The 12,405-nt window shown below is 61.6% G+C and carries 11 protein-coding genes; 8 read left to right on the plus strand and 3 right to left on the minus strand.

All coding sequences use genetic code 11. The features are described from left to right. Position 1: 1 nt before the first annotated feature. Complete coding sequence (locus QA637_RS02545; protein WP_283063228.1) at positions 2–1,252, minus strand: D-alanyl-D-alanine carboxypeptidase family protein; 1,251 nt, start codon at positions 1,250–1,252, stop codon at positions 2–4. A 197-nt stretch (positions 1,253–1,449) separates the two neighbouring features. On the opposite strand from QA637_RS02545, the gene QA637_RS02550 reads away from it, so the two are divergent. Then, positions 1,450–2,505, plus strand: coding sequence for a polysaccharide deacetylase family protein (locus QA637_RS02550; protein ID WP_153442231.1), 1,056 nt, complete (start codon positions 1,450–1,452; stop codon positions 2,503–2,505). Positions 2,506–2,531: 26 nt separating this feature from the next. Here the strand turns inward: QA637_RS02550 and pdxH are convergent, their stop codons facing one another. Beyond that, complete coding sequence (pdxH, locus tag QA637_RS02555) at positions 2,532–3,152, minus strand: pyridoxamine 5'-phosphate oxidase (protein ID WP_153442230.1); 621 nt, start codon at positions 3,150–3,152, stop codon at positions 2,532–2,534. A gap of 140 nt (positions 3,153–3,292) precedes the next feature. Here pdxH and QA637_RS02560 point away from each other — a divergent pair, with 140 nt between their 5' ends. The 4 genes from QA637_RS02560 (at position 3,293) to QA637_RS02575 (ending at position 6,674) form a co-directional block, all read left to right on the plus strand. Further along, the gene (locus QA637_RS02560; RefSeq protein WP_184108499.1) at positions 3,293–3,745 is read left to right on the plus strand and encodes an RT0821/Lpp0805 family surface protein; all 453 of its coding nucleotides are present in this window, start codon (positions 3,293–3,295) and stop codon (positions 3,743–3,745) included. Between the two features lie 213 nt (positions 3,746–3,958). Continuing rightward, entirely contained in the window at positions 3,959–5,017 is a 1,059-nt protein-coding gene (locus QA637_RS02565; protein WP_153442229.1) for a DnaJ C-terminal domain-containing protein, read from the plus strand. 201 nt (positions 5,018–5,218) lie between these two features. Beyond that, positions 5,219–6,037 (plus strand): enoyl-ACP reductase FabI, encoded by an 819-nt coding sequence (gene fabI / locus QA637_RS02570; protein WP_153442228.1) that lies wholly within the window; start codon positions 5,219–5,221, stop codon positions 6,035–6,037. A gap of 52 nt (positions 6,038–6,089) precedes the next feature. Then, the gene (locus QA637_RS02575; RefSeq protein WP_184108500.1) at positions 6,090–6,674 is read left to right on the plus strand and encodes a histidine phosphatase family protein; all 585 of its coding nucleotides are present in this window, start codon (positions 6,090–6,092) and stop codon (positions 6,672–6,674) included. Positions 6,675–6,787: 113 nt separating this feature from the next. Here the strand turns inward: QA637_RS02575 and QA637_RS02580 are convergent, their stop codons facing one another. Continuing rightward, a complete protein-coding gene (locus QA637_RS02580; RefSeq protein ID WP_153442227.1) occupies positions 6,788–7,048 on the minus strand; it encodes a DUF1344 domain-containing protein in 261 nt (86 codons plus the stop codon). 288 nt (positions 7,049–7,336) lie between these two features. Between QA637_RS02580 and QA637_RS02585 the strand changes: the two genes are divergently transcribed. From QA637_RS02585 to ribB, 3 genes are all read left to right on the plus strand, one after another. Next, the gene (locus tag QA637_RS02585; RefSeq protein WP_283063236.1) at positions 7,337–10,054 is read left to right on the plus strand and encodes a bifunctional diguanylate cyclase/phosphodiesterase; all 2,718 of its coding nucleotides are present in this window, start codon (positions 7,337–7,339) and stop codon (positions 10,052–10,054) included. 118 nt (positions 10,055–10,172) lie between these two features. Further along, positions 10,173–11,270 (plus strand): chorismate synthase, encoded by a 1,098-nt coding sequence (gene aroC / locus QA637_RS02590; RefSeq protein ID WP_283063238.1) that lies wholly within the window; start codon positions 10,173–10,175, stop codon positions 11,268–11,270. A 17-nt stretch (positions 11,271–11,287) separates the two neighbouring features. Beyond that, positions 11,288–12,388 carry a 3,4-dihydroxy-2-butanone-4-phosphate synthase gene (gene ribB / locus QA637_RS02595; RefSeq protein ID WP_283063240.1) on the plus strand — a complete coding sequence of 367 codons (1,101 nt, stop codon included), beginning with the start codon at positions 11,288–11,290 and terminating at the stop codon, positions 12,386–12,388. The last annotated feature ends 17 nt before the right edge of the window (positions 12,389–12,405 follow it).

Below are 12,405 nucleotides of genomic sequence, written 5' to 3' on the forward strand. Positions count from 1 at the left end.
GCTAACCGCGGTCGGGCAGCAACGTGCAATCGTAGGATCGCTTCCTGAGAATGGCGCAGGCCGAATTGGCGGCCTCCCGGCTGGCGAAGCCGATGAAACGCGCCCGATATTGCTTGGCGCTGCCGGTGCCGGACACTTCCGTATGAGGGGAGGCGCCGAGCAGGACCGCGCCACCGGCCGATTGCGCTTCGACCAGAATCTTCTTGGCACCTTCCGCCGTTGCTGCCGTGGAGATCTGAATTTGCCAGTGGCCGTTAGCGGCCGGTGTTACGCCTGCGGTGCCGTCGACGGCCGTGGGGCGATCCGCCGGCATCGCGGGTGCGGTGGATGCGGCAATGGCGAGGCCGCTTTCACTCGTCCGATCGGTATCGGTATAGGATAGCCGGACGCCCGGCAGCCCAGCCACTTCAACCGCGCCTTGCGAACTCGGTGCCGCGACCAGCCGGTTGCCGGCGGGCGCCGCCGCCCTGCCCAAATGCTGGTCGAGCAGGGAAGCCATCTTGTCATCCCGGCCCTTCGCCGACCGACCACCAAGAACCACGCCGACGATGCGGCGGTTGCCATCTCTGACAGCGCTCACAATGTTGTAGCCCGATGCATTGGTGTAGCCGGTCTTGATGCCGTCCATGCCCGCGTATCGATACATCAGGTTGTTGTGACCGCGAATCGTGCGGCCGCGAAAGGTGAATCCCTGGGCCGCGAACATGCGGTACTCGCCAGGAAAATCCCTCATGAGTGCAATTGCAAGCCGCGCCATGTCGCGCGCAGTCGTTACCTGCTCGCGTGCCGGCAATCCGGAAGCGTTGACGAAATACGTGCGGCTCATGCCGAGACGTCGCGCTCTTGCGTTCATCATCTGCGCAAAGCCGGCCTCCGAGCCCCCGAGCGCTTCGGCGACCGCCGCCGCCGCATCGTTGGCGGAGCGAACGATCATGCCGTAGACGGCCTCCTGAACTGTGATCGTATCGCCGGGCTTAACTCCGAGCTTGGTCGGCGGTTTGCGCGCGGCTGTCGGCGACATCACCACCCGGGTGCTCCAGCCGATCTTGCCCTGATGCAACGCCTCGAAGGTCAAGTAGAGCGTCATCATCTTCGTCAGCGACGCCGGATGATTGAGCGTGTCGGCATTCTCGGCAGAAAGAACCTTGCCTGTCCGCGCATCAAGAACGAGGGATGCGCTACCTGCCAGCGCATGCGCGGCACCGAACACGAAAGCGGCGATCGCCGCCAGGGCAAATCGAAAGCTTTTCATCGGATTTCCCTCTCCAAAGCACGCTCGTTAGGAACGGTGTTTCGCTTTGTGACAGGGTAGCCGCTCTGTTGCAATATCGAGGCTTATAACTGCTCCCCAAAATGCAGAACTTTGGCGGCAAATGCAGCGAAGTCAGCCAGATTCAGCAAGGCTTAACCGGCCGGCGCTAGTTTCGCTCCGCAGGGCAGGGTAACCGGATGAAGCAGGGCATCGCGCGGGTGGTCAGAAACCGAGTGAGGCGCGTCGCCATTGGCGGCGGGCTCGAAATCGCGCAACTCCTGGCGCGCTCCGGATTGATGACGGGTGCGCGTGGAAGCGGCGCGATCTTCACCCTGCATCATGTTCGCCCCAGGGCCCCGCGGGCCTTTGACCCGAACGCCCACCTGGAAATTACGCCCACGTTTCTCGAGGAGGCAATCCTCACACTGAAACGCGACGGTTATCGCTTCGTCGCGTTGCAGGATCTGCCGGAAAGCCTGGTGCTCGGCGACCCACGGCCCGTCGCTTGCTTCACGCTCGATGACGGCTACCGCAACAATCTCGAATATGCACTGCCGGTTTTCGAGCAACACGGCGTGCCATTCACCGTCTTCGTCTCCGGCGGCTATGTCGATCGCACCCACACGCTCTGGTGGGAAACGCTTGCCGACATGCTCTCACCCGTAAGGGATTTCCGTTTCGACTTCGGCTCCGGTATCGAGGCCATGAGAGCCGTAAGCAATGCCGAAAAGCAGGCCGTGTTCGACCGCATCTCCGCCTATGTTCGAGGTCACGACGAGGAGGGCGCCGTCGGCAAACTGAATGAGCTGGCGTGTGCCCAAGGCATTGATCCCCTTGCGATCACCACACGTCTGACGCTCGATGCCGCAGGGCTGCGTTGCCTGCTGCAGAACCCGCTGGCAAACCTCGGCGCGCATACGATCAGCCATCGCGCACTGGCGCCGCTGAGCGACGCGGAGGCGCAGCGGGAGATGTCGGAATCCGCCGCGCGTGTCGAGGCCATCGCCGGCCGTTGGCCGGCGACCTTCGCCTATCCCTATGGGGACAGGCATGCCGTCTCGGAACGCGACTGTCGTCTGGCCGAACGGCTCGGCTTCACGGTGGCGGTGACGACACAGCCCGCCACGCTTTCAGCCGACACCGTTTCAAATCTCCATACGCTGCCGCGAATCTCGCTCAATGGGCATTTCCAGAGCCGCCGCCACGTCACGGCGCTTGCCTCCGGAATTCCCTTTCGGCTGATGGCGGGATAATCCGTCGGCGCATCACGAATACATCTTCACGGATACATCCGAACCTTTGCCCAGCCGCCCTCCGGTGTTTGGCGACGGAACTCCACGCGGTCATGCAGCCGGAAGGGCCGGTCGTGCCAGAATTCGATCGAGGTTGGGCAGATGCGGAAGCCGGACCAGTATTCCGGGCGCGGGATTTCGCCGATGGCGTGGCGTGCCGTGTATTCGGCGACCGCCTTTTCCAGAGCGAAACGGCTTTCCAGCGGACGCGATTGCTTCGAAGCCCAGGCGCCGATGCGGCTCCCGCGCGGCCGGCTCCTGAAATACTCGTCCGCTTCTTCGTCGGAGACGATTTCGACCGGACCGCGAATTCGCACCTGCCGGCGCAACGATTTCCAGTGGAAGCACATGGCGGCTTTCCGGGCGGAAAGAATTTCACGGCCTTTCTGACTTTCGAAATTCGTGTAGAAGACGAAACCGCGTTCATCGAATCCCTTGAGCAGCACCATGCGGACGTTGGGCAGCCCATCCGGATCGACGGTCGCAAGCGCCACGGCGTTCGGATCGTTGATCTCGTTCTCTTCGGCGTCTTTCAACCATGTGCCAAAAAGGGAAAAAGGTTCGTTTGCTTCGGTGAAGTCACCGGTTATTAACTCATTCGCGGTCATAGTGCCTTCCAATGCCGTGATATCTGGCGCGGGACGCCTCGGGATGAGCCCGGTCGGTGTTTCCGCATCGAAAAGTGTCAGAGCCTGCCTGTGGACTTCCTCGGAAAACGTGCAGCTCTTGCGAGTCTGACAGGATTGCCGTGCAAGACATAGCAAAGTCGATCGATGGCAAGAAGGGATTTTCCTTCGCCTTGCTGCGCAGTGGAATGCTTTGCATGACACTTCTCGCCCTGCCGGGGTGCATGGGCGCGGGCCTCGACCTCTTTGGCGGTCCAAGCGTCGACCGTGTATCGACGGGAACCGTACCGGTCGCGAAAACCGCGGATGGTCTCTCGGACGCCGTCGCCGTGCGCAACGCCGTTTCCTCCGCCGATATCAGTCAGGGTGGCGACAGCCCGATTCCGTGGGCGAACGCGAGGTCCGGCAGCGCAGGCGTGATCAGTGCCATCCAGGAAGACCGTGCAAGCGGAATGCTCTGCCGGCGCTTCACCACGACCCGTCACTCCTTTGAAGGCATAGCGAAGTTTGATGGCAGCGCTTGCCAGCTCGGCAATGGCGAGTGGTACCTGACGAGCTTCGGCCCCCAGGACTGAAAATCCTCGATTAACCACGTTGTTTCAAAGCCGCGGAAAAGCGTCGCGACCGAAACGCTCGCTCCGACGCCGCATGCGTCGACTAACCGATATTTAGCAACTTCTCCAGATCATCGCCGAGAGAAGAAAACGGCAAGCCCGGCGTTCTTCCAATGGTCAGCACAAGGCGAGCATCAGGGAGAGGCCGCCGGTCGGAGAAGATGGTGACGAACCATGCGTGATCCCTATGCAATTCTCGGCGTGCGCCGCAATGCCGGGCAGGATGAGATCAAGGCCGCTTGGCGATCCGTGGCCAAAGCCGTGCACCCGGACCACAACCAGGACGATCCCTTGGCAACACAGCGCTTTGCCGAGGCGGGAAAGGCTTACGAACTGCTGCGCGATCCGGTGCTGAGGAGCCGTTACGATCGCGTTCGGCGTGAAGCCGAGCTGCGCCGCATGGAAGCGATGAAGCAGAAGATGCGTGGGCCGGAACCTGCCGAGGAACCGGTCGATGCCGAAACGGCGGAAGAGGCGATCTCGCGCATCTTCGGTGTCGAACCGCAGGCTCAGCCATCTCCCTCAAAACCAAAAGCAGCGCCTCAGCGGCCAGTCGACAAGGGCGAGGCGCCGGCGGACACCAGGACCGAGGCGGTCGCGGATTCGAAACGCGAGGAAGCGTCCAGGCTCGAAGCAACGGCCCTCCGGCGCTCCGCTGCACCGGCGGCGGATTTGGTCGCCGCGATCGTACGGCGAATTCGCGGTCGCATTGCAAAGCCTGCCGAGAAGGTGCCGGATCTGGCGGTCGACGTGAATGTGAGCATCGAGCAAGTCGTCAATCGCGCCCGGCTATCCGTCGAGCTTCCGGACGGCGAAACCGTGAAGCTCTCGATCCCGCCCGGCACAACCGACGGCCAGGCCATCCGGCTCAAGGAGCAGGGATACCGGGTGACGGGCATGGCGCGCGGCGATGTCCTGGCGACATTGCGGATCAACCAGGAGGGGCCGTTTCGAACGCAAGGTCTCGACCTGGTGACCACCCTGCCGCTCGATCTTGAAGATGCGGTGCTCGGCTGTGACACTGTCTTAGAAACGCCAAGCGGGTCGGTTACGGTTACCGTCCCGGCGTGGTCCGGATCCGACAAGGTGATCCGAATTGCCGGCGCGGGCTTGCGCGGTGCGGATGGAGAAGCCGGGGATCTGCTTGTCGAACTGCGACTGATGCTTCGCGAAAAGCCGGACGACAAGGTAACGGACCTGATGCGGTCCTTGCGCCATGGCCTTTATCTGTGACGGTTTTCTGACAAGCTGAACCAATATTACGGGGACTAACAGTTCCTGATCTGCGCCGCGCTTGAACCGTTTTAACGGCTATGCCATAGGCAAATGCTCGACAATTTGCCGCACTGCACAGACGCTTGTGCGGCGGCGTTGACATTCATGAACTCTCGCATCGGCGGCGGCCGGTGCAGCAGACAGTATTGGGGACATTCCATGGCTCAGGCATCGGGTCTGATGAATGGCAAGCGCGGCGTCATCATGGGCGTCGCAAACAACCGCTCGATTGCATGGGGCATCGCAAAGGCTTGCTCGGAAGCGGGCGCTGAAATCGCACTGACCTGGCAGGGCGACGCACTGAAGAAGCGTGTCGAACCATTGGCGCAGGAACTGGGCGCCTTCATGGCGGGTCACTGCGATGTGACCGACCTTGCAACAATAGACGCCGTTTTCTCAACCCTCGAAGAGAAGTGGGGCAAGATCGACTTCGTCGTGCATGCCATCGCCTTCTCCGACAAGGATGAACTGACAGGGCGCTACCTCGAAACGAGCCGCGACAACTTCGCGCGTACGATGGATATTTCCGTCTATTCCTTCACGGCTGTTGCCGCACGTGCCGAGCGCATCATGAACGACGGCGGCTCGATGCTGACGCTGACCTACTACGGTGCTGAGAAGGTGATGCCGCATTACAATGTCATGGGCGTTGCCAAGGCGGCGCTCGAGGCGAGCGTGCGCTATCTTGCAGTCGATGTGGGCAACCGCGGTATCCGCGTCAACGCGATCTCGGCCGGTCCGATCAAGACGCTTGCCGCATCCGGCATCGGCGACTTCCGCTACATACTCAAATGGAACGAGTACAATGCGCCGTTGAAGCGTACCGTCTCGATCGAGGAAGTCGGCAATTCGGCGCTCTATCTGCTCTCCGATCTTTCGAGCGGCGTCACCGGCGAAGTGCACCACGTCGATTCCGGTTATCATACGGTCGGCATGAAGGCTGTCGATGCACCGGACATTTCCGTTCTGAAGGACTGATTTCCTTTTTTGATGCGACGGCGGTGGTGACAGCTCGCCCGGAGTGAACGCTGTGCTCGTCTACATGGTTCGGCATGGACAAACGGATTGGAATGCCGAAAGCCGTCTGCAGGGACAAAAGGACATCCCCCTCAACGAAACCGGTCGCCGGCAGGCGACCGGGAACGGCCTCGCCCTGGCAGAGATCCTAGGGCGCGAAGCCAACAACTTCGATTTCGTTGCCAGTCCGCTCGGCCGCACACGCGAGACGATGGAGCGCCTGCGGCACGCCATGGGGCTCGACCCGCTCTCCTACCGGACCGACGACAGGCTGAAGGAAGTCTCCTTCGGCGACTGGGAAGGTTACACCCTGCCCGAATTGAAGCGCCAGGTACCACAGCGCATCGCCGAACGGCGCGTTGCCAAATGGGATTTCATCCCGCCCGGCCAAGACGCGGAAAGCTACGAAATTCTCTCATGGCGCGTCGGCGCCTGGTTGAAGGGCGTGATGCGGCCGACGGTCTGCGTCACGCATGGCGGCGTCATTCGCGTGCTGTTCAAGCTTCTCGGAGAAATGAGCGCCGACGAAGCGGCGGCTTCCGCCATTCCGCAAGACCGGCTGCTGAAGATAGCTGACGGGTCGATCGGCTGGGTCTAAAGCGCGTCGCGTTCAATCGGACATGCGACGCGCGCTTCTTGCAAAGGTGCTACAGCAGCGTCCTTGGTGCATCTTTTGAGACGCGCGGCGCTAAAAGACGGGCCTGATCACGGCTACTGGACGATCTCCAGGTCGTTGATGACGCGTTTGCCATCGATTTCGGTATAGAAGACGAGAACCTTGACGCCTGCCTCAAGGCCTTCAAAGTTGAATTCCTCGGGAGCCTGATAGCTCTTGCCGTCATCGAGCGAGAGGCTCAGGCGCTCGGTGTCCACGCTGGTGATCACCGCCTCCACATCGGCGCTTTCGGCATGCGCGGAAAGCGGAGAGAGCAAACCTGCAGTGGCCATGAGTGCGGCAATGACAAATCGCATCTTTCTTGCCCTCCTCAATGATTCCGCGAATATTTTTGTCATCACCATTTGATCCCTGATTGTGGCAAAAGTTGCCTTAAACCGTTGCTTTAGCGCAACTGTCGGCTGGTTTAGGACAGTGCAGCCGACGATCGGAGAGTGGACGCCGCCGCGGCGAATTTCAAGCCAACGAGGCTGATCGGCTGCCCGGCGGATGGACGTTGTCGCCACGTTTTCCAGTGAAATTTTTGCGAAAGCCTATTTTAAGACTCCAAGGCTACCGTGCGCCGCGGGGATTGGGGAAATCAATTGAGTATCATCGTCGCTCTGTGCCGCCGCGTTCGTGCGATTGCCGATTTTGCGAAGCCGTCGTTCATTCCGGCGTTGATCGCAGGTGCCGTGGTCTTCATCGGTGGCAATATCTATGAGCGCCAACACCGCGAGAACTTCCGCAAAGACCTCAAGGTCGATGTCGAAAACGAATTAAGCCTGATTGCGGGGCGTTTCCGCGGGGTATTCAAAACCAATATCGCTGCACTCAATGGGCTGGCGAATGCGATTGCCGTCCAACCGGCGATGACGGAAGGCGATTTCAGCAAGCTGGCTTCGAAGCTGCTCCTGCAAAATCCTCAGCTCATTCGTGTTTCCGCGGCACCGGCGGGCGTCGTCACGATGACACTTTCGCAAGCGCGCCAACAATCCTTTGTCGGCACGGATCTGGGCAGATTCCGAGCAATGCGAGCGGCGCTCGATCGTGCTGCTTCAACGACAAAGCCCGTAGTGGTCGGACCGGTACGCCTGCCAAGTGGCTACGATGGCTTCGAAATCTTTGTGCCGGTCACCTCCAATGTCGGGGGACGAAATGCGTTCTGGGGCTTCGTTGAGGCCGTCCTTGATGAAAAGGCGCTCTATCGGTCGGCACGCCTCAACGAGGAAAGCATGGAAATTCACGAGGCTGACGGCCGCGACCCTCGGCATGTGCCTATTCATCTCGCCATTCGCGACGTTTCGGTCAGCGACAACGTTCTGGAACCGTTTCTCGACGAAACGGGCGTGTTCCTGAACTCGCCGATCGTCCGGGAGCTCCCTTTGCCCGGTGGCGTGTGGGAATTGGCCGCGACTCCCGTCGCTGGCTGGGCGCAGGAACCGGTAGATAGCCGCGACATCATGCTTGCGACCATCGCCGCTGTCGTGATCGTTGTCGTACCTATTCTTCTTGCCGGTGGTCTCGTCAATGAGCGGCAGCGCAACATCGCCAAGCTGAAGGCGCGCGAAGGCGAGGTGATGGCCCTGTCCCATCGGCTCAACCTGGCTCTCGACGCTTCGAAGATCGGGATCTGGGAAATCGACATCGCCACGCAGGAACGGTCCTGGGATGACCGGATGTTCCACCTGCATGGGCTTGTCCGCACCGGCCGCGATCCCACCCATGCGGAATGGCGCGCGACGGTGCACCCTGATGACACCGCCGCTGCCTCCAACGCCTTGTTCCGCAGCCTGGACGAAGGGCTTGAACATCGCTCGCAGTACCGCGTCGTGATGGCGGATGGCTCCATCCGTCACGTCCGCCATGTGGGCTCGGCCCACGACGGGCCGGACGGCCGGGCGAAAATCACCGGCATAAGCTGGGACGTCACCGACGACGTGCTGATGACCGAGCAACTTAGGGCGGCCAAGGCGATCGCTGACATGAAGAATGCCGAGCTCGCGGATGCGAAGGATCGCATCGAGCACAATGCCCTGCATGATCCGCTGACGGGACTCGGCAATCGGCGGATGCTCGACAAGGCACTGGATCGGCTCTTCGCGGCGAGCGCCGTAAAGTCGGAGAGCATCGCCATCCTCCATATCGATCTCGATCGCTTCAAGCAGATCAACGACACGCTTGGACATGCCGCCGGCGACGCCATGCTTGTTCATGCTTCCGAGATCCTGCGGTCGAGCGTCTCGGCAGATGACATCGTCGCCCGCATCGGCGGAGACGAGTTCGTCGTCGTGATCTCCGGAGCGCCGGACGATACGGCCTTGGCCGCGCTATGCGACCAAATAATCGCACAGATGCGGCAACCGGTGGACTATGACGGCTTTCCTTGCCGCTTCGGCGTCAGCATCGGCGTTGCGGTGGCGCATCGTTCCACGGCGGACGCGCGCAAGCTGCTCGTCAATGCCGACATCGCCCTCTATCGAGCCAAGGAAAGTGGACGCAACCGCTACCAGTTCTTTACGCAGGCGTTGGAAGCCGAAGTGGTCACCAACAAGCGCATCGCCGATGAAATCCTGGAAGGGATCGAGCGCGACGAGTTCGTGCCGTGGTACCAGCCGCAGTTCGACGCCTCGACGCTGGCACTGTCCGGTGTCGAGGCGCTGATCCGTTGGCAGCACCCCCGCGAGGGAATCCTGACGCCGGACCGGTTCCTGAGCATTGCCGAAGAGCTGAACGTGACGGCGACGCTCGATCGGCTGGTTCTGCAAAAGGCTCTTGCCGACCGGATGCGCTGGGCCGCGGCCGGTCTCCAGGTACCGAAGATTTCCGTGAACGTCTCTGCCAAACGCCTGCAGGAAAAGGATCTGCTCGCCTCGCTCAAGGGACTGAGCATCGTGCCCGGGCAGATTTCGTTCGAACTGGTGGAGTCAATCTTCCTCGACGAAAGCGACGACGTCGTCACCGCCAATATCGACGGGATCAAGAAGCTCGGCATCGACATCGAGATCGATGACTTCGGCACCGGGCACACCTCGATCGTCAGCCTCTTGAGGATCAAGCCGAAGCGCTTGAAGATCGATCGCCAGCTGGTGGCGCCGGTGCTTGGCGCCCGAACCGAGCAGGCGCTCGTGCGCTCGATCATCGACATCGGCCGCTCGCTCGGCATCGAAACCGTTGCCGAAGGCGTGGAAACCATGGCGCATGCGGAAATGCTCGGCATCCTTGGTTGCGACCTTCTGCAGGGCTACGCCTTTTCCAAGCCGTTGAGCAGCGAAAGTTTCATCGCCTTCGCCATGGACCGCGGATTCCGCCTCGCTTCCTGATCGATTTGGCGACAAAGCCAGCCGGTGCCGCAGAAAGTCTTTTCCCTTTGACGGCTTTCCACTAAGAGAGGGCGCGCGCCTGTTTTTTGCGCGCGGTTGTCAGCACTTGGTTGTCGTCATGTCGCACAATAGCTTCGGTCACCTCTTCCGCGTCACCACCTGGGGCGAAAGCCATGGGCCGGCGCTCGGCTGCGTTGTCGACGGATGCCCGCCCGGCATTCGCTTCACGCTTGCCGAAATCCAGGCTTGGCTCGACAAGCGCAAGCCCGGGCAATCCCGCTTCGTGACCCAGCGCCGCGAGGACGACCTGGTCAAGGTCCTGTCCGGCGTGATGTTCGACGAGGACGGCGAGACGATGATCTCGACCGGTACGCCGATCTCGATGATGATCGAGAACACCGACCAGCGCTCGAAGGACTATTCCGAGATCGCCAAGCGTTACCGGCCCGGCCACGCGGATTACACCTACGACGTCAAGTACGGCATTCGCGATTATCGTGGCGGCGGCCGCTCTTCGGCGCGCGAAACGGCAGCGCGCGTCGCAGCCGGCGGCATCGCCCGCAAAGTGGTGCCCGGCTTGGTCGTGCGCGGCGCGCTCGTGCAGATTGGCAAGCACAGAATTAATCGCGCCAACTGGGACTGGGCCGAGGTGAACAACAACCCGTTCTTCGCTCCGGACCCGGCGATCGTCCCGGTTTGGGAGGAATATCTCGATGGCATCCGCAAGGCCGGGTCATCGATCGGGGCGGTCGTCGAGGTGGTTGCCGAGGGGGTACCCGCGGGGATCGGCGCGCCGATCTACGGCAAGCTCGACCAGGACATCGCCTCGAACCTCATGTCGATCAACGCGGTCAAGGGTGTCGAGATCGGCAACGGTTTTGCCGCGGCCGAGATCAGTGGCGAGGAAAACGCCGACGAGATGCGCATCGGGCCCGGCGGCGAGCCGGTTTTCCTTTCCAACAATGCGGGCGGCATCCTGGGCGGCATCGCCACGGGTCAGCCGGTCGTTGCACGCTTCGCGATCAAGCCGACGTCATCCATCCTGACCGAACGGCGCTCGATCGACAGCGACGGCAAGGAAGTTGATGTGCGCACCAAGGGTCGCCACGATCCTTGTGTCGGAATTCGGGCCGTGCCGATCGGCGAGGCAATGCTCGCCTGCACGATCGCTGACCATTACCTGCGCGACCGGGGTCAGACCGGGCGTCTGAAGTAGTTTGCGGGAGAATTTTGATGTCTTATGACCAGAAGCGCGTCGTCGACGCCATTCGCGCCTTCGAGGCCGGCGAGATCGTCGTCGTCACCGATGACGGCGGCCGCGAGAACGAGGGCGACCTGATCGTCGCAGCCGTGCATTGCACGCCCGAAAAGATGGCCTTCATCGTGCGCCACACCTCCGGCATCGTCTGTGCGCCGATGCCGCGCGAGGAGGCAAAGCGGCTCAATCTGAATGCGATGGTGGCGGAGAACGATTCCGCGCATACGACGGCATTCACCGTTTCGGTCGATTTCAGGCACGGAACCACCACCGGCATCTCGGCCGACGACCGGACGTTGACCGTTCGTAACCTTGCCAATCCGAACATCGGGCCGGCCGATTTCGTCCGCCCGGGCCATATCTTCCCGCTGGTGGCGCGCGAGGGCGGCGTGCTGATGCGTTCGGGCCATACCGAGGCTGCCGTGGATCTCTGCAAGCTCGCGAGCCTCCCGCCGGTCGGCGTCATCTGCGAACTCGTCAACGACGACGGCACCGTGATGCGCGGCCCACAGGTCGAGAGCTTCGCCGAGGCCCATGGCCTGAAACAGGTCTCGGTCGCGGATCTGATCGCCTATCGCCAGCGCAAGGAAACGCTGATCGAGCAGGGCAGTTGCTTCGAGATCGATACGCCATACGGCAAGGCGAAGGGCCACACCTATTCGCTGCCCTGGGATCCGATGCAGCATCTTGCCGTCGTCTTCGGCGACATTCGCGACGGCGTCGACATCCCCGTCCGTCTGCACCTTGAGAATGTCGGTGCGGATGTCTTCGGCGGGGATCGTCACATCGACGCCATCATGAAACGCATCGCCGGCGAGGGCAGGGGGGTCATCGTCTACCTGCGCGAGGGTTCCGTCGGCGTCGGCGTTTCGCAAACGGCGCGCAAGGGCAAGCATGACCGCGAGGTCCATTCGGAAGCCCAGGCGCGCGAAAGCGAATGGCTGGAAATCGGTCTCGGAGCACAGATCCTGAAAGACCTCGGCATCTCCTCGATCCGCCTCATTTCCTCGCGCGAGCGCCACTATGTCGGCCTTGAAGGTTTCGGCATCAAGATTGCAGCGACCGAGATCCTGTAGGGACCTGTCTTTGCGCA

The sequence above is a fragment of the Sinorhizobium terangae genome (genome assembly GCF_029714365.1).
GTDB classification, from domain to species: domain Bacteria; phylum Pseudomonadota; class Alphaproteobacteria; order Rhizobiales; family Rhizobiaceae; genus Sinorhizobium; species Sinorhizobium terangae.

Coding starts and splice junctions, on each gene's coding strand:
- QA637_RS02545 (WP_283063228.1), bottom strand. CDS start 1,252: ATGAAAAGCTTTCGATTTGCCCTGGCGGCGATCGCCGCTTTCGTGTTC.
- QA637_RS02550 (WP_153442231.1), top strand. CDS start 1,450: ATGAAGCAGGGCATCGCGCGGGTGGTCAGAAACCGAGTGAGGCGCGTC.
- pdxH (WP_153442230.1), bottom strand. CDS start 3,152: ATGACCGCGAATGAGTTAATAACCGGTGACTTCACCGAAGCAAACGAA.
- QA637_RS02565 (WP_153442229.1), top strand. CDS start 3,959: ATGCGTGATCCCTATGCAATTCTCGGCGTGCGCCGCAATGCCGGGCAG.
- fabI (WP_153442228.1), top strand. CDS start 5,219: ATGGCTCAGGCATCGGGTCTGATGAATGGCAAGCGCGGCGTCATCATG.
- QA637_RS02580 (WP_153442227.1), bottom strand. CDS start 7,048: ATGCGATTTGTCATTGCCGCACTCATGGCCACTGCAGGTTTGCTCTCT.
- aroC (WP_283063238.1), top strand. CDS start 10,173: ATGTCGCACAATAGCTTCGGTCACCTCTTCCGCGTCACCACCTGGGGC.
- ribB (WP_283063240.1), top strand. CDS start 11,288: ATGTCTTATGACCAGAAGCGCGTCGTCGACGCCATTCGCGCCTTCGAG.